This window comes from Pseudofrankia sp. EUN1h (genome assembly GCF_001854645.1).
GTDB lineage: Bacteria > Actinomycetota > Actinomycetes > Frankiales > Frankiaceae > Pseudofrankia > Pseudofrankia saprophytica.
Window position 1 is genome coordinate 1 of sequence record NZ_MBLN01000065.1, and the last position, 16,484, is coordinate 16,484.

General features: G+C 70.7%; 16 protein-coding genes. 6 read left to right on the forward strand and 10 right to left on the reverse strand.

Features of this window, described 5'->3' with window-relative positions:
* Positions 1–127 precede the first annotated feature (127 nt).
* Positions 128–1,345 carry a CaiB/BaiF CoA transferase family protein gene (locus BCD49_RS24550; protein ID WP_007509191.1) on the reverse strand — a complete coding sequence of 406 codons (1,218 nt, stop codon included), beginning with the start codon at positions 1,343–1,345 and terminating at the stop codon, positions 128–130.
* 91 nt (positions 1,346–1,436) lie between these two features.
* A complete protein-coding gene (locus BCD49_RS24555; protein ID WP_007509189.1) occupies positions 1,437–2,438 on the reverse strand; it encodes an NAD-dependent epimerase/dehydratase family protein in 1,002 nt (333 codons plus the stop codon).
* A 325-nt stretch (positions 2,439–2,763) separates the two neighbouring features.
* Here BCD49_RS24555 and BCD49_RS24560 point away from each other — a divergent pair, with 325 nt between their 5' ends.
* On the forward strand, positions 2,764–3,195 hold the full coding sequence (locus BCD49_RS24560) for a hypothetical protein (protein WP_007509187.1): 432 nt from the start codon (positions 2,764–2,766) through the stop codon (positions 3,193–3,195).
* A gap of 105 nt (positions 3,196–3,300) precedes the next feature.
* Here the strand turns inward: BCD49_RS24560 and BCD49_RS24565 are convergent, their stop codons facing one another.
* Both BCD49_RS24565 and BCD49_RS24570 read right to left on the reverse strand, forming a co-directional pair.
* Entirely contained in the window at positions 3,301–3,612 is a 312-nt protein-coding gene (locus BCD49_RS24565; RefSeq protein WP_013423807.1) for an antibiotic biosynthesis monooxygenase family protein, read from the reverse strand.
* Between the two features lie 152 nt (positions 3,613–3,764).
* On the reverse strand, positions 3,765–4,535 hold the full coding sequence (locus BCD49_RS24570) for a VOC family protein (RefSeq protein ID WP_007509184.1): 771 nt from the start codon (positions 4,533–4,535) through the stop codon (positions 3,765–3,767).
* Between the two features lie 268 nt (positions 4,536–4,803).
* Here BCD49_RS24570 and BCD49_RS24575 point away from each other — a divergent pair, with 268 nt between their 5' ends.
* Positions 4,804–5,946: an epoxide hydrolase family protein gene (locus BCD49_RS24575; protein WP_027140830.1), complete on the forward strand. Its 1,143-nt coding sequence runs from the start codon at positions 4,804–4,806 to the stop codon at positions 5,944–5,946.
* 69 nt (positions 5,947–6,015) lie between these two features.
* Here the strand turns inward: BCD49_RS24575 and BCD49_RS24580 are convergent, their stop codons facing one another.
* On the reverse strand, positions 6,016–6,693 hold the full coding sequence (locus tag BCD49_RS24580) for a maltokinase N-terminal cap-like domain-containing protein (RefSeq protein ID WP_007509180.1): 678 nt from the start codon (positions 6,691–6,693) through the stop codon (positions 6,016–6,018).
* A 118-nt stretch (positions 6,694–6,811) separates the two neighbouring features.
* Positions 6,812–7,801, reverse strand: a complete 990-nt coding sequence (locus tag BCD49_RS24585; protein ID WP_007509178.1) for an alpha/beta hydrolase — start codon at positions 7,799–7,801, stop codon at positions 6,812–6,814.
* A 370-nt stretch (positions 7,802–8,171) separates the two neighbouring features.
* Here BCD49_RS24585 and BCD49_RS24590 point away from each other — a divergent pair, with 370 nt between their 5' ends.
* The 4 genes from BCD49_RS24590 (at position 8,172) to BCD49_RS24605 (ending at position 12,971) form a co-directional block, all read left to right on the forward strand.
* Positions 8,172–9,110: a ribose-phosphate diphosphokinase gene (locus tag BCD49_RS24590; protein WP_007509177.1), complete on the forward strand. Its 939-nt coding sequence runs from the start codon at positions 8,172–8,174 to the stop codon at positions 9,108–9,110.
* A 100-nt stretch (positions 9,111–9,210) separates the two neighbouring features.
* Complete coding sequence (locus BCD49_RS24595; protein WP_007509175.1) at positions 9,211–10,854, forward strand: alpha-amylase family protein; 1,644 nt, start codon at positions 9,211–9,213, stop codon at positions 10,852–10,854.
* Positions 10,855–10,937: 83 nt separating this feature from the next.
* Entirely contained in the window at positions 10,938–11,990 is a 1,053-nt protein-coding gene (locus BCD49_RS24600; RefSeq protein ID WP_071041957.1) for an SDR family oxidoreductase, read from the forward strand.
* A 138-nt stretch (positions 11,991–12,128) separates the two neighbouring features.
* Entirely contained in the window at positions 12,129–12,971 is an 843-nt protein-coding gene (locus tag BCD49_RS24605) for a TIGR03620 family F420-dependent LLM class oxidoreductase (RefSeq protein WP_027140832.1), read from the forward strand.
* Positions 12,972–13,172: 201 nt separating this feature from the next.
* Here BCD49_RS24605 and BCD49_RS24610 read toward each other — a convergent pair whose 3' ends face one another.
* The 4 genes from BCD49_RS24610 to BCD49_RS24625 form a co-directional block, all read right to left on the reverse strand.
* The gene (locus tag BCD49_RS24610) at positions 13,173–13,484 is read right to left on the reverse strand and encodes a DUF4286 family protein (protein WP_007509170.1); all 312 of its coding nucleotides are present in this window, start codon (positions 13,482–13,484) and stop codon (positions 13,173–13,175) included.
* Positions 13,485–13,563: 79 nt separating this feature from the next.
* Positions 13,564–14,808 (reverse strand): metal-dependent hydrolase family protein, encoded by a 1,245-nt coding sequence (locus tag BCD49_RS24615; RefSeq protein WP_007509169.1) that lies wholly within the window; start codon positions 14,806–14,808, stop codon positions 13,564–13,566.
* A complete protein-coding gene (locus BCD49_RS24620) occupies positions 14,805–15,137 on the reverse strand; it encodes a hypothetical protein (RefSeq protein ID WP_027140833.1) in 333 nt (110 codons plus the stop codon). The genes BCD49_RS24615 and BCD49_RS24620 overlap by 4 nt, the downstream gene beginning before the upstream one ends.
* Before the next feature lie 77 nt (positions 15,138–15,214).
* The gene (locus BCD49_RS24625) at positions 15,215–16,474 is read right to left on the reverse strand and encodes an aromatic ring-hydroxylating oxygenase subunit alpha (RefSeq protein ID WP_071041958.1); all 1,260 of its coding nucleotides are present in this window, start codon (positions 16,472–16,474) and stop codon (positions 15,215–15,217) included.
* Positions 16,475–16,484: the final 10 nt, after the last annotated feature.

Genomic DNA, 16,484 nt, shown 5'->3' on the forward strand with positions numbered 1-16,484 from the left:
TCGACACCGACAAGGCCGTCGACGAACTCACCCGCATCTGGCTCAACGCCCTCGGCATCAGACTCCCCGCCGCGCCCGCGCCCGCGTCATAGCCGGCCGGCGGACCTCAGACGTCGCCACCAGCCAGCTACGGAATGGCGCCCGCGTCCTTCAGGGCGATGATCCGCGACCAGTCGAGGCCAAGGCCGAGGAGCACCTCCTCCGTGTGCTCGCCGATCTCCGGCGCGCGCGGGGCGTCGCCGGGCTGGAACGAGGAGAAGTCGACCGGGGTCGCGACGGTGACGACCCGGCGTTCGCCGGTCGGCGTCGCGGCGTCGTTCTCGCCGGTCGCCTCACCGTCCTCGACGGCGACGGGCCGGAAGACGCCGGCCGCGTGGGCGAACGGGTCGGCGAGCACCTCGTCGAAGGAGTGCACCGGATCCCACCAGACGTCATGGCGCGCGAAGACCTCCGCCCAGTGGTCGAGCGGTTGGCGCGCGAACGCCTCGTCGAGCAGCGCGAGCACCTCACCCCGGTTCCTGCCCAGGTCCGCCATGGTGGCGTACCGCGGGTCCTCGGCCAGCTCGGGGCGGTCGATCGCCCGGGCGATGCCCGGCCAGTGCCGGGCGCCCTGCAGCCCGAGCAGCCAGAACCAGTGGCCGTCGCCGGCCTGGTAGACGGCGAGAATCGGGTTGTACATCATCCGGCTCAGCCCTGGAGTCGCGAGCTGGCCCCGCGCGTGGCTCGCCAGGTCACAACCGATCGTGTAGGCACCGGTCCGCAGCAGCGACGTGGTCACGAACTGCCCGCGGCCATGCGTCCGCTGTTCGACCAAAGCGGCGCACACCCCCGCCGCGAGCGCCATCGCGGTCGGATGGTCGCCCATGCCCGGCCGAGAGACCGGTGGCGGCGTCCCCTCCTGCGTGAGCGCGAACGCGATCCCGGCGCGCGACCAGTAGGCGCCCATGTCGTACCCGGGCTTGTCCGCGCCCTCCCCGGTCACGCCGTATCCGGTCGCGGCGGCGTAGATGAGCCGGGGAAACCGCGCCGACAGGGTCTCGTAGTCCAGACCAAGCCGGGCGAGCGCGGCCAGCCGCAGGTTAGTGACCAGCACGTCCGCGCCCGCCAGCAGTCGTAACAGCACCTCGCGCGCGGCCTCGTTCTTCAGGTCGAGGCAGACGCTGCGCTTCCCCCGGTTGTCCAGCTCGAACAACGCGGTGATGATGTTCCCGCGGTGCGGGTCGCCCTCCGGCGGTTCCACCTTGACGACCTCGGCGCCCCAGTCGAGCAGAATCCCGGCGCAGGCCGGCCCGGCCACCACGACCCCCAGCTCGACCACCTTCACCCCGTCCAGCGGCCCACTCATGCCGGAGCTCCCTTCCTCGGCCGGCGCCATCCGCCGAACGAGGACACGCTGGCGGTCAGAGGCCAGACTGTAACCGGGTTCTCGTTTCCGGTCAGCCGGCGCTCTCGCGCCGCTGCTCGACGTAGAACTTCGCGGCTTCCCGGACGGCGTCCGGCGTCGGGGACGGATGCCAGTCGAGCTCCCTGGTGGCCTTGCCGTGGTCGAGTGGCGGCATGAAATGCATGAGCCGGACGCTGACGGTGGTCATCGGGATGTCACGGCGCAGCACGCGCCCGGCCACGTCGCCGACGCGGCCGACCACCTTCATCGCGGGCAGCGGGATGCCGAAGCGCGGGGGCTTCGCGTCCACCGCCGCGGCCGCGGTCGTCAGCAGTTCCTTCCAGGACATGTAGCGCTCGCTGATGATGTAGCGCTCGCCGACGCGTCCCTTCTCCGCCGCGAGCAGGAACGCGCGGGCGGCGTCCTTGATGCCGACGACCTCCATCGCGGCGTCGCCGAAGTGGACCGGCATCTTGCCGTGCGCGGCCTCGGACACCATCTGGCCGTGCGGCGAGCCGAAGTCGGGCGCGCCGTAGGTCGTCGACACGCACATGACGATGGCGGGGAGTCCCCGCTCGCGGTGGTAGCTCAGGACGAGGTCCTCGGCGGCGACGCGGGCCTGGATGTACGGGCCGCCCAGGTGCTGCCAGGTGTGCGGATCGTCCTCGTCGGCCGGACCGCCGTCCGTCGACAGGCCGATCGTGCCCACCGTGCTGCAGAAGACGAAGCGCCGCACCTTCGCCTCGACCGCGGCGTCCAGCGCGTGCCGCAGGCCGTCGACGTTCGTCGCGAACAGCGGTGCGGGGTCGCGTAGCCAGGCCCGGGTGTCGACGACGCAGTAGTGCACGGTGTCCACGCCGGTCATCGCCGCGCGCATCGCGTCGTCGTCGGTCAGGTCGCCGTAGTGCCGTTCCACGGGCAGGTCCTCGAAGGCCTGCGTCGAGCTGGTCCGACGAATCCACACCCGAACGTCGTCGCCGCGCTCCACCAGCTGCCGCGTGACGTGTGAACCGAGGAAGCCGCTAGCTCCCATGACCAGCTGTGTGTCGACCACGACCTGACCGTCTCCTCAATCGGCTCGCGTCCGACCGTTTCGTCGGCTCGTTCGGACTGCCTCGTCGCGGTGGTGGCACGGGGGCAGCGGCGCTCCGGGGGGAGTCGGCCACTCCCGAGCGTCGTCGGGACGAACAGGCGCGAAGCATACGTATCACGGATCAATTTCCGCGCGGATCGGCGGGCGGGCGGCCCGCCCCGGGGCGGCCCGCCCCGGGGCGCGGCCGCGAGGACGATCGGCGAGCCACGCCTGAGTATTCGCGCCCAGGCGGGTCGGGCGTTCCTGCTCAGGCCCGGGCCGGCTTCAGACCGCCACCATCGGCGTCATGGACAGTCCCCGCCCGGACCAGCCACCCTGGGCCGAGTCCGTCGCCGCCCTGCGGATCCTGCTCGCGGTCGTCTGGCTCGTGGTGCCGGCGGTGGCCACGTGGGACGCGCTGATGTACAGCGTCGCGTTCTTYGGGGAGTCAGTGGATCGCCAGGACATACTGAAGGCCGCCCGCTACCTTGGCATCGGCGCGGCCGTTGCCTTCGGCGTTCCCCCGGCCGGGCTCTTCCTCGCTACCTGGGCCGACAACCGGCCGGCCATCCGCCGCTGGAAGGTCGGCTGTGCCCTGGGCACGCTGGTCGGCGCGCTGCTGTTCGCCGGATGCGTCTCATTCCTTCGGGACACGCGGGATCCGGCGCCCCGCCACAGCCCGACCGGCACCTACTGCGCGGAGTACAGCGGCCCACCGAACACTTGCCCCGGCGGCTGACCACCCGGCCCGGTCACGGCGCCGTCCCTCGGCGCGCGCGGCGCGGGGGCACCAGTCAGCGGCAGCAGGCTGGTGCGCTCGGCGCGCCGTGGGGATGAGACCCCGTCAGGAGCCGCCCGCCACCGAGCGCTGGACGACCTCGAACTCCAGCAGGGACGAGCCGGACGCCACCGGGCGGGCGCGCTCCCCCGAGTGCGCCTCCATGGCCGGCCCGGTGAGCCACGCCTGGAACGACTCCTCGCTGTCCCAGTGCGTCACGACGAAGTACCGGTTGTCGCCCTTCACCGGCCGCAGCAGCTCGAACGACACGAAGCCTGGCTGCCCGTCCACCGCGTGCAGCCGGTTCGCGAACCGCTTCTCCAGCTCGGGGCCCGCGCCCTCGGGAACCTCGATCGCATTGATCTTCACGACAGTCACGCCGCCCAGCCTACGGCCAACCCGGGAGCCGCTGTAGGCCCACCGCGCGCTGCCCGGCGAGGGCCGCGTCCGGCAGCGGCGAACGACGGTGCCCGGCGTCCGGCGCACTCGCCGGACACCGGACACCGCGTTCCGCCGGATCGGCGCCCGCCTCAGAGCCTGATGACCGCGAAGGTCTCCCGGTGCGGGCCGGCGAGGATCGCGAACCGGCCGATGGGGATGTCGGCCGGTTCCAGGATGACCGACCCGCCGAGCTCCACCGTCTTCGCGGCGATCGCATCGGTGTCGCTGACCGCGAAGTAGGTCAACCAGAATGACGGCACCTCGGCGGGCACCATCGCGGGCATGGGCATCATCCCACCGATGATGGCGCCGCCGAGCTTCCACTCGTAGTACTCCATCGGGCCGCCCTGGGCCCCCGAATCGTCCGTGGCCCAGCCGAACACGGCCGGGTAGAAGGCCTTGGCCGCGGCCACGTCGCGGGTGTCCAGCTCGTTCCAGCAGAATGCGCCGGGCTCGTTCGCCAGCTCGGCTCCCTTGTGCATCCCCGGCTGCCACACGGAGATGGCGGCACCGCCGGAGTCGAGGAACACCGCCATCCGGCCCGCGTCCAGGACGTCCATCGGCGCGACGACGACCTGGCCACCGGCGCCGACCACGGCCTCGGCCGTCTTGTCCGCGTCGTCGACCCGGACATAGGTGCTCCAGGCGGCCGGCTGTCCCTCGACGAACAGCGGGCCCAGGCCCGCGACCTGCTTGCCGCGCAAGGTGAACAACGTATAACCGCCCGCCGCCGGATCCGGCGAGACGTTCGCCTCCCAGCCGAACAGGCCGCCGTAGAAGGCCCTGGACGCCGCCGGATCCGGGCTACCAAGATCCACCCAACAAGGAGTTCCCGGTTCGTAGGATGTGAACTCGGCCATTGCGACCACCTCTCGCTCATTTGGCGGACACTCCTGTGTGTCCTGCGGTGGACCGTAGCGGGCAGGTAGGACAGTTTCCCGCCCGGTGGAGTCCCATCGGCGAACCGCGGCTTCATTGGCGCGCAGCGACCGCCAATGCCGGCGCAATCAGGTGACGATGTGGCGAATGTTCGCGTACCTGCGCACGGCCACCGCGTCGCCTGACCGCCGAGTGCCGGCCCGCCGCTTTAGGTCAGGATCCGGCCGGAATCACTTCTACGGTCGGGGCATGACGACCTCGCCAACCATCCAACCGTTTCGTATCGACATTCCGCGGCGCGACCTTGACGACCTGGCCGCGCGCCTGTCCATCGCCCGCTGGCCGGCCGAGGTGACCGGTGCCGGCACCGACTACGGCATGCCCATCGGGGTGGTGCGCAGACTGGCCGAGCGTTGGAGCAGCGGTTACGACTGGCGGGCGCACGAGGCCCGGCTCAACGAGGTCCCGCAGTTCACGACGACCATCGACGGGCAGAACATCCACTTCCTGCACGTGCGGTCCGCCGAGCCGGGCGCCCTGCCTCTGCTGCTCCTGCACGGCTGGCCAGGCTCGGTGGTGGAGTTCCTCGAGATGATCGGGCCGCTGACCGACCCGCGGGCACACGGCGCCAGTCCCTCGCGGGCGTTCCACGTGGTGGTGCCCTCGCTGCCTGGCTATGGCTTCTCCAGCCCCGTGACGGAGCGGGGATGGGACAGCGCGCGGATGGCCCGCGCCTTCGCCACGTTGATGGACCGGCTGGGCTACGAGCGGTGGGGCGCGGTCGGCGGTGACGCCGGCGCCCTGGTCGGGCGGGAGCTGGGCATCCTTGCGCCGGACGGCCTGCTCGGGGTGCACCTCCTGCAGATCTTCGCGTTCCCCTCCGGCGACCCGGCGGAGCTGGCCGGGTTGTCGGCGGCGGACCGGGAAAGCCTGTCCGGTAGCACCTCGGACTTCCAGAGCAAGGCGGGTTACCAGAAGATCCAGCAGACCCGGCCGCAGACACTGGGGTACGGGCTCACCGACTCACCGATCGGACAGCTGGCCTGGAACGCCGAGCTGTGGACCGGCTGGGGCGACTACGCCGACTACCTCGACGTCGACACCTATCTCACCCACGTGAGCATCTACTGGTTCACCCGTACAGGCGTGTCGAGCGCACGGCACTACTACGAGGACGCACGCACCGGAGCCGGCTACCGCGAGCTGCCGAACAAGGTGCCGACCGCCGTCGCGGTGTTCCCCGAGGACTACCGGACCGTACGGGCCTTCGCCCAGCGCGCGAACAACGTCGTGCGCTAYACCGAGTTCGATCAGGGCGGGCACTTCGCCTACACCACCCACCCGGATCTGGTGGTTGACGACCTCCGGCAGTTCTTCGCGGGCCTCGCCTGAACGCCGATGCCCATCCGTCGCCCGCCACCAGGGTCACGAAAGGTCCAGAGGAGTGGTCCGCCCTGTCGGCTAGTCGACCGCCGGGGCCGCGGTGACGACGGCCGCGCTTGACTCGGTTCCGTCCGCCTGACGCCAGGGGACCTGGACGTGGCCGCCGCGCTGGTCCACGGCACCCGGACGGACGGGGAGGGCGCGGACGACCCGCAGCAGGAGGTCCGTCGGGACGGCGTCGGCGTCCGTCGTCGAGATCCGCAGCCTCGTCCCGTCGGGACCGTTGCTGGCGAGGGCGCAGCCGGTCACGACGAGGTCCGAGCCGGGCAGAACCGGTTCGCTGCGCACGGTGGGGTCCGGGGTGTCGGTGAGGCTTTGCGCCTGCGGCTCGGCCTTGCCCTGGATCAGCGCGACGAGCTGGGTGACGAACACCCAGTCGTACGTCGCGTCGTACACGTACCTGGTACCGAGCACACCGTGCTCGGTCGTCCCGATGAGGCCGGCTTCCATGCCCGGTTGCGCCTGTGCGTGGTAGGTCATGGGMACGTGATAGGTCACCGGGTCGCCGTCGGCCACGTCCGTGACGATCATGAACTCGATGCCGACCTCGCCGGCCGGGTCGTCGAGCCGGAACCCGCCGGCCTTGGTGAGCTGGGGCGCCTTGCCGGCGTCGAGGTACCAGGGCTGACCGGGGAGCCAGGCAGTCAGCAGTTCCAGCTTGGATGGGACCAAGGTGGTGTTGTGGATCGTCGCCATTCCCGGATTATCTTCCCCGCGGGCAGCCTCTCGGCGAGGGCATCGCGGCCGACGGCCCACCGTCGACGGCCCACCGTCGCCCGCCGGTGACCCGAGCACGATGGCCTGGCCGGACCTGTCATCCCGCGGTGGGCCTGGGTCCCGGGGACGCGGCGCGGGCGAGCGCTCGGCCGACGAAGGCGAGCTGGACGCCGACGGCGGCGCGCCAGTACGTGGGGTCGTGTCCGCCCGGGCCGAATCGGCGTTCGGTCGCCGCCAGCTCGTCCGCGGCCTGCCGGGAGACGGCGTAGAACGGGTCGCTCTGCCCGCAGTCGATTCTGTAGGCCACTCCCGGGGGCGGCGGCTCACCCAGGACCCGGTGGGCCGCGAAGTCGGCGGCGGAGTCGAACGCGCCCGGCGCGCTGGCACCGTAGGCGGGCCACATCGCCGGGCTGCTCGCCGCCACGGCGACGACCAGGTCCGGGTGGCGCCGGGCGAGCAGCAGGGCGCCGTAGCCGCCCATCGACCAGCCGATCGCCGCCAGCCGGGTGGTGCGCAACCCCTGATCCGCGAGGCGGGGCAGGATCTCGGCCAGGATCATCCGTTCCGGGTCGTCGCCGGATCTGCGCGGGTGCCAGTAGGTCTCGCCACCGTCGACCGCTACGGCGACGAACGGCGCCACTCCGGCCCGGGCCGCGTCCGCCAACGCGGCGTCCAGGCCGAGAAGAGCCACGCCGCGGCGCGCGTCGTCGCCACGGCCGTGCAGGACGAGACACACCGGCAGACCGTCGACGGCGCCGGCGACCGGTGAGACGAGCACCATCGAGACGTCCAGACCGCGAGCGGCGCTCCGGAACGTCGTCCGCGTCACCGCGGCCGGCCCGCTCGGTATCAGCGGCGCAGCCTTGCCGCCGGCCGGCGGAGTCGACGCCGCCGCGCCGTCCGCCGCCGCGCCGCTCGGCGGACCGGGCCGCCCGCCGTCCGAGACCGTGGGCCGCCCGCCGTCCGAGACCGTGGGCCGCCCGCTCCCCGCCGGGTCGCCGGAGCGCCGCGCCCACAGCGCGCCACCGACGGCGCCGGCCGCGAACGTCGGCGCCGCCAGCAGTACCGTCCGTCGACTCGGCCGCACGCCGCGATCGTCCCATTCCCGGCCGGCGCCCCGCCGAGCCGGCTGACCAGCGAACGCCGCACCCGCCGGACCAGACCTGTCCGAACCACTCCACGGCACACCGCGCCGCGCACGCCACGCCGAAACCGCGTGGCGCCGCACGCGGCATTTCCAACGTGAAATCAAACCGGTTCCCGCCGCACCCGCCCGCCGCTTTGTTGGCCGAGTCGGCGGGCGAGTCGGCTGGATTCCGGCCGGCCGTCCACGCCGCGCCAAGAGCGCTCAGCCCACCATCCGATATCTCGGTTGACCATTGGATTGATCGGGTCAGCAAGATCCGACCTGTATGATGGGACTTCCCGCAACGTCGCACTAATGTCAGGGGCGGTTTGTGCGAGAGATTGTCGTGTTCAGCGGAAGTGCACATCGGCAGCTGGCGGAGGAGGTGTGCCGACACCTCAAGACGCCATTGTCGCCGGTTCGCATCGACCGTTTCGCCAACGACTGCCTGGAGGTGCAGCTGCAGGCGAACTGCCGCGAACGGGACATCTACATCATCCAGCCACTCGTGAAGCCCGTCCAGGAGAACCTGGTCGAACTACTGCTCATGATCGATGCGGCGAAGGGGGCGTCCGCGGCGCGTACCACGGTCGTGATGCCGCACTATTCGTATGCCCGGTCGGACAAGAAGGACGCGCCACGGATCTCCATCGGCGGTCGGCTCGTCGCCGACCTGCTGGCCACCGCCGGCGCCAGCCGGATCCTCGCGATGACCCTGCACTCACCCCAGGTCCACGGCTTCTTCAGCGTCCCCGTCGACCACCTGCACGCGCTGCGGGAGCTGGCGGAGCACTTCCGTCAGTACGACCTGTCGAACACCACCGTGGTCTCCCCCGACCTCGGCAACGCCAAGGAGGCGGCGAGCTTCGCCCGGCGGCTCGGAGTCCCGGTCGCGGCCGGCGCGAAGCAGCGGTTCGCCGACGACCGGGTCGCCATCAGCGCGGTCATCGGCGACGTCGCCGGTCGCGACATCATCATCCTCGACGACGAGATCGCCAAGGGCAGCACAGTCCTCGAACTGCTCAACAAGCTCCGCGACATCGGTGTCGGCTCCATCCGCGTGGCCTGCACCCACGGTCTGTTCGCCGGCGGCGCGCTCAAGCGAATCGGTGACCAGCCCGACGTCCTCGAGATCGTCTGCACCAACACCGTGCCGATCCTGCCGGAGGAGCGGGTCTCCAAGCTGGAGATCCTGTCCATCGCGCCCGCGCTGGCCGAGGCCATGCGACGCATTCACAACGGCGAGTCGGTCAGTTCACTGTTCGACTGAGCTGGCAGGTAGCCACCCCAGGCCGCCGGCCGACCCGCCGTCGGCGGCGGCGCCGCGAACGCCCCGGTTTGGCGGCTTCGCACCCGGGCAGAGCCGCGACGTGAACGATCGTTGGTACCAGCAGGCAGTGATCTACTGCGTCGACGTCGAGACCTTCCAGGACAGCGACGGGGACGGTACCGGCGACCTGCCCGGACTGATCAGCCGGCTGGACTACCTGTCCCGCCTCGGTGTGACCTGCCTGTGGCTCAACCCGATCCACCCCACCCCGAACCGCGACGACGGCTACGACATCACTGACTACTACGGCGTCGACCCCCGGCTGGGCAGCCCCGGCGACCTCGCCCAGCTGATCCACCAGGCCGGCAACCTCGGCATCCGGGTCATCATCGATCTCGTCGTCAACCACACCTCCGACGAGCATCCGTGGTTCGCGCAGGCCCGCGCCGACCGCGCGTCGCCGTTGCGTGACTGGTACGTGTGGTCGGACGACGCCCCGCCCGACCGGCACCAGGGCATGGTGTTCCCTGGGGTGCAGAAGGAGACCTGGACCTACGACCGGCACTCCGGGTCGTACTACTACCACCGCTTCTACGACTTCGAGCCCGACCTCAACAGCGGTAATCCGGCCGTCCGCGCCGAGATCAAGAAGATCGTCGCCTTCTGGCTTCAGCTCGGGGTCGCCGGCTTCCGGATGGACGCCGCGCCGTTCGTCATCGAGGAGACCAAGCCCGGGGAACCCTCTCCCCCGCTCGACTACCCGATGCTCTCCGAGCTGTACCGGCATATCTCCTGGCGGCGCGGCGACGCCGTCGTCCTGGCCGAGGCGAACGTGCCCGACAAGGAGATCGGCCGGTTCTTCGGCGACGGCGAGTCCGCCGACCGGCTGCCCATGATCTTCGCGTTCGGCCTGAACCAGGCGACCATGCTCGCGCTCGCCCGCCAGGACGCCCGCCCGCTGCGGAACGCTCTCGCGGACCTCCCCGTGCCGCCGGCCGGCGGCCAGTGGTGCACGTTCCTGCGCAACCACGACGAGATCGACCTGGGCCGCCTGCGCGACACCGAGCGGGCAGAGGTCTTCGACGCGTTCGGCCCGGACGAGAACATGCAGCTCTACGGCCGGGGCATCCGCCGCCGGCTGGCGCCGATGCTCGGCGGCGACCGCGCCCGCATCGAGCTGGCGTACTCACTGCAGTTCACCATGCCCGGTACGCCGGTCCTTCGCTACGGCGAGGAGATCGGCATGGGCGACGACCTGGACCTGCCCGAGCGCAACGCCATCCGCACCCCCATGCAGTGGTCCGCGGCGAGCGGCGGCGGTTTCTCGTCCGCCCCGCCGGACGCGCTCGTCCGACCGGTCGTCAGCGACAAGGAATTCGGATACCAGACGGTCAACGTGGCTCGCCAGCGGCTGGAGCCCGACTCCCTGCTGTCCTGGTTCGAACGGATGATCCGCGCCGCGCGCGAATGTCCCGAGACCGGGCTCGGCCGGTGGCAGGTGTTGCCCGTCAGGGCGAGGTCCGTCCTCGCCGTTCGATTCGACGCCGACAGCGGGACCGTCCTGTTCACCCACAACCTGGCCGACAAGCCGGTGACCGTCGACATCGGCCGCCAGCCCGGGCAGGACGAGGAACCGGTCGAGTTGTTCGCCGACCACGACTACGCCCCACCCGGCCGCGACCTGAACGGTCTCGAGCTGGGCCGGTATGGCTACCGCTGGTTCCGCTTGGCCCGGCACGGCTGAGAACTCCCCAGGCCACCGAGGGTACGACGGGCTGTCTCGGGAATTCATGAGAGGTGAGCCCACAGGAAAGGGAGCCGACACCGATGCCTCTATGGAACGGACGTCGTAAGAGGAGGAAGACCGACCACCGGGTCGTGGTCGTCACCGGCGCCAGCGGCGGCATCKGGCGCGCGACCGCCCGGGCGTGCGCCGCCCGCGGCGCGTCCGTCGGCCTGCTCGCCCGTGGTGAGGCCGGCCTGGCCGCCGCCGCCGGAGAGGTCGCCGAAGCGGGTGGCCAGGCATTGGCGATCCCCGTCGACGTGGCCGACGCCGACGGCGTCGCCCAGGCGGCGCGGCGGATCGAGGACGAGCTCGGGCCGATCGACGTGTGGGTCAACGTCGCCTTCAGCTCGGTGTTCGCCCCCTTCAGCCAGATCCAGCCGGCCGAGTTCCAGCGGGCCACCGAGGTGACCTATCTCGGCTACGTCTACGGAACGATGGCCGCGCTGCGGTACATGAAGCCACGCGACCGCGGCACGGTCGTGCAGGTCGGCTCCGCCCTCGCCTACCGCGGCATCCCGCTGCAGACCGCGTACTGCGGCGCGAAGCACGCCATCCAGGGCTTCCACGAGGCGCTGCGCTGCGAGCTGCTGCACGAACATTCGAACGTCCACGTCACGATGGTGCAGATGCCTGCGGTCAACACCCCCCAGTTCTCCTGGCTGTTGTCCCGGCTGCCCCGCCAGGCCCAGCCCGTGCCGCCGATCTACCAGCCCGAGCTCGCCGCCCGCGCGGTGCTGTACGCAGCCGACCACCCCCGCCGGCGCGAGTACTGGGTCGGCTCCAGCACCGCCGCGACCCTGGCCGCCAACGCCGTCGCGCCGGGCCTGCTCGACCGCTATCTGGCCCGTACCGGTTTCGCCGGCCAGCAGACCGACGCCGCGCACGACCCCAGTGCGGCGGGCAACCTGTGGAAGCCAGCCGACGCGCCCGGCGGCCACGACTTCGGCGCGCACGGCTCCTTCGACGACCGGTCCCATCGCCGCGACCCCCAGCTCTGGGCCTCCCAGCACCACGGCGTGGTGGCCGCGACCACGACCGCCGCGGCCGCGGCGGCGGCGACCGGCTGGCTTCTGACACATCGCAAGGACAATTAACTTTCCGCTAACCGTCCGCGCACAAATCTGTGGCACGGACTCACGGATGATCACTAATCCCGAAAACATGACGAAATGCCCGGCCCAACTTTGTCCGGACCGGGAACAGTCTGTCGGCTAGGCCCGTTGGCGCTGGTCATGACCATTGCGGGACCGGTCGGTATCGCCGGCCTAGCCCTAGACCCGACAGCGGAACCAGCCGCGGAGATCGACGCCGCCGCCAGGCTGGAGGAACTGGGATATCAGACGCTCTGGCTACCGGGCGGCCAGGGCAACAATCTCGCGCAGATCGACCGCGTCGTCCGCGGCACGTCGACGCTGCGGGTGGCGAGCGCCATCATCTCGGTCGACCGGGTACCGGCCACCGAGGTCGCGACGGCGCACGCGGCGTTGGCGGCCGACCATCCCGGCCGGTTCGTCGTCGGCCTGGGCGGCGCGCACGGCCCGAAGCCGCTGCCGACGATCAACGCCTACCTGGACGCGCTGGACACCGCGACGCCGGCGGTGCCCGCGTCGGAGCGGATCCTCGCCGCGCTCGGCCCGCGGATGCTCGACCTGTCCCGCGGCCGTGCCGGCGGCGCCTACCCCTACCTGGTGACCACGGACTACGTGGCCGAGGCGCGCAAGCTGCTCGGCGACGGGCCGGCGCTCGCGGTGCTGGTGCCGGTCATTCCTCTGTCGGACCCCGACGCGGCCCGAGAGCTCGCCCGCGCTTCGGTGGGCTTCTTCACGACCCGTCCCGGCTACCGCCGCAACTTCGTCCGCATGGGATTCGACGAGGCCGACATCACCGGGCTCAGCGACGCCTTCGTCGACGGCATCACCGTCTGGGGCGGCCTGGAGACGATCGTGGCACGGATCGCCGATTACCAGTCGGCCGGCGCCGACCAGGTGGTGCTCGGCCTGCGCCTGCCCCCGGGCGGCGACCCCAGCTCCACGACCGCCTGGCAGGCACGCCTCGCCGAGGCCCTGCTCGGCTAGGCCACCAACCGACGCCCGGCCGGGCGCGGACCTCCCGCGCGGTACCGATCGCGACACGCGGAAGGAACGCGCCCGGCCGGTCGAGAATCCGGGTCCCGGGCAACAGGGCGGCCCACGCGCATCGCGGTGCGGGGCGAGTTCTCGCGAACGACCGAGCCAGACCGACCGACCGCCATCCGTCCGGGTGGGTGGGTGGGTGGCCTACTCGGCGGAGCTGAGCTGGCGGAAGTAGCGGACGGTCGGCGGTGGGCCCAGCTGCACGTGCTCCGGCCGGGACAGGGCTCCCGTCGACTGTGCCAGGCCCAGCGCCGCCTTGGCCGCCTCAAGGTCACAGTCGATCTCGTAGATCACGATGAAGGTGTCGCTGTCGAGGGACTCCAGCCGGCGGGCGGAGACGAAGCCGTCCACCTTCAGGATCTCGGGAAGATGCGTGTGGTCGTACCAGTCGTGGTACGCCGCCAGCTCGTCCGGTGAGGCGGGCCGTGATTCGACGATGAGCACGCCGTTGGCCATGGGTAGAGCTCCTAGTGAGTCGTGCGGCCTTTAGGGCTGGCGTTGGCGTTGGTGTTCAGGCGCCCTTGTGGATGGGTGTTCAGGCGCCCTTGTGGATGCGGCCGTCCTTCATGACGAACCGGACGTCCTGGGTGACGGTGATGTCCTGGGTCGGGTCGCCGGGAACGGCGATGACGTCGGCGAGGTAGCCCGCCCGCAGCCGGCCGAGCTCGTGGTCACGCTCGACGAGTTCCGCGCTCGTGACGGTGGCCGCGCGCAGCGCCTGCGGCGGGGTCATGCCGCGGGTCACCAGCGCGGCCAGCTCCTTGGCGTTGTCGCCGTGCGGGACGGCGGGGGCGTCGGTACCGCAGGCGATCCTCACTCCGGCGGCGACGGCCCGGGGAAGCATGGCCCTGGCCTGGGGAAACACCACGGCGGCCTTCGCCTGCAGCTCCGGCGCGGCTCTGGCGACGTCCATCGCGTCGGTCAGGTACGTGGTGGACACCAGGAACGTGCCGGCCTCCGCCATCAGCTTCAACGTCTCGTCGCTGGCCAGGAAGCCGTGCTCGACGCAGTCGATCCCGGCCTCGACGCAGGCCCGCACCGCCCGGTCCCCCACCGCGTGGGCGGCTACCCGGATGTCGGCCCGGTGCGCCTCGTCGACGATCGCGGCCAGTTCCTCGTCGGAGTACTGCTGGGAGCCGGGACCGGTGCTGTGTGACATCACTCCGCCCGAAGCGGACACCTTGATCACCTTGGCGCCATGGCGGATCTGGTACCGCACGCAGTAACGCACCTGGTCGACGCCATTCGCGATCCCCTCGCCGACACCGAGCGGCATGATCCCCGGTGCGAGACGCTGGAACACCGTCGGGTCGAGGTGGCCGCCGTAAGGAGTGACCGCGTGCCCCGCTGGGATGATCCGCGGGCCTTCCACCCATCCCTGGTCGATGGCGCGCTGCAGCGCGACGTCCAGCAGATACCCGCCCGTCTTGACCATCAGGCCGAGGTTGCGCACGGTCGTGAATCCGGCCAGCAGGGTCTTGCGGGCGTTGATCGTGGCGCGCAGCGTTCGGTACGCAGGGTCGTCCTGGACGCCGTGCATCGGCAGCGGCAGGCCCGTAGGGGTCTCCGGTCCGCCGATCAGGAGGTTGAGCTCCATATCCATCAGCCCGGGCAGCAGCGTCACGTCGCCGAGGTCGATCTCCGTCGCGCCGGCGGGGAGCTCGGCCGGGTTGATCGCGCTGATCCGGTTGCCCTCGACCACGATCACCGCGGGCGACCGGACCTCGCCGGCATCGATGTCCAGCCACCGGTCGGCCCGCAGGACGGTCGGCGCGGTCACGGGACCGGCTCGACGAAGCAGTCGAACCTGGTGGCGCCGGTGTCCGGGACCCTCGGCTGGTGCCAGATCTCGACGGGGAACGACGTCTGGATCATCGAGTAGAGCAGGTACAGCAGGTTGGTCGCGTCGTCGGGCAGCGCGTCGTACGGCAGCCTCTCCAGGTAGGCCATCACGGCCTCGACGCGCGGGGTGATCGCGTCGTAGAAGACCTGCATCTCCTCGGTCGTGCTGGCCAGCCGGGTGCCGTACCGCTCGGGCTCGCTCGGTAGCGCCCACTTCGCGGCGAACGGCTCGAGATCGGCGAACTCGGCCGGCAGTAACGCTCTCACAGCGTCCTGGGTTCGCTCCCGGGGTTCCTGCCGGATCGGCGGAACTTGCGGAGTCGATCCGCCAGGTTCGGCCGCGCTCACCGGGACGCTCCCTCGTAGGTGTCGATCCAGTCGCGGACCTCGGCGTGCAGGTGTCGGCAGAGGATCTCCTGGTCGCCMAGGAGGAACCGGTCGACGTACCGGGTCTCGAGCATCATCTGGGTGGCCTCGAGCGTGTTGGCGTCCTGCAGCGCGAACTCCTTGAACGTCACCGCCGACATCTCCTGGGAGATCCGGTCGCKGACGTTCGTCGCCGGCAGGAAGTAGACGTTGCCCTCGAAGACGTGCGTGTTGTGCGACGTCGGCCAGTAGTTGTACGTCAGGTACCAGCCCTGGCTCCAGATGAGGATCACGAAGTTCGGGAAGAGCTGGAACGAGTCCAGACCCCACGGGTCGCATTTTGCCGGGTTGAGGCCCTTCGGCATCTCACCGAGGTCGGCCTTGTCCCACGGGCCGAACAGGCCGCCGCGGGTCATCGCCTCCATCGGCTTGATCATGTCCGCGCCCATCTCCCAGAACCGGACGCCGGACGTGCTCACCAGCCGGTGCGGGCGCTCGATCTGGTAGTGGGGCGCCTCGAAACCGGCCTGCACGGCGGCCTTCGAGTACTTCTCCGGCGACTGGTTACCGTGCAGGACCGGCGCGTGGTAGAACTCCGCGAACGCGTCCATGAACAGCTTCCAGTTCGCCCCGACCGTGGTGCTGTACCCAAAACGGGCCGTCATCCGTTCGAACGGGTAGCCCTCCAGGTCGGTCACCATCGGCCCGAGGAAATCCCGCAGCGACTGCGACGGCTCCCGCGAGAAGTTCACGAAGATGAACCCCGCCCAGACGTCGCAGTGCACCGGCGCCAGGCCCCACTGGCTCTTGTCGACGTCGAAGAACTCGCCCTCCTGCTGGATGAACGTCAGCGAGCCGTCAAGGTCGTAACGCCAGCCGTGGTACTTGCAGGTGAACTGCCGGCAGATCCCCTGGCTCTCGTTCTTCGGATCCTCGGTCCAGACGAGCTTGTTGCCCCGGTGCCGGCACATGTTGTGGAAGGCCCGCACCTGGCCGGCCTTGTCGCGCACGACGACGATCGACGCGTGGGCGGCCTTGATGTCCTTGGTGAAGTAGCTGCCAACGCGCGGAAGCTGCTCGACCCGGCCGACGTTCAGCCAGGCCCGCTTGAAGATCGCCTCCTTCTCGCGCTCGAAGTACTCGGGCGAGATCGAGTCCTCATACGACACGGGGCCGGTGCCGAGCTCCGGGTAGTGCTCGGTCCAGCTGCCTTCCGGTGGTTTCGGGAAACGTGGCATGCGCTGCCTC

Excerpts from the sequence above, each read along its gene's own strand:
- BCD49_RS24605 (WP_027140832.1), top strand. The coding sequence starts at position 12,129 with ATGACCATTGCGGGACCGGTCGGTATCGCCGGCCTAGCCCTAGACCCG.
- BCD49_RS24550 (WP_007509191.1), bottom strand. The coding sequence starts at position 1,345 with ATGAGTGGGCCGCTGGACGGGGTGAAGGTGGTCGAGCTGGGGGTCGTG.
- BCD49_RS24570 (WP_007509184.1), bottom strand. The coding sequence starts at position 4,535 with ATGGCCGAGTTCACATCCTACGAACCGGGAACTCCTTGTTGGGTGGAT.
- BCD49_RS24610 (WP_007509170.1), bottom strand. The coding sequence starts at position 13,484 with ATGGCCAACGGCGTGCTCATCGTCGAATCACGGCCCGCCTCACCGGAC.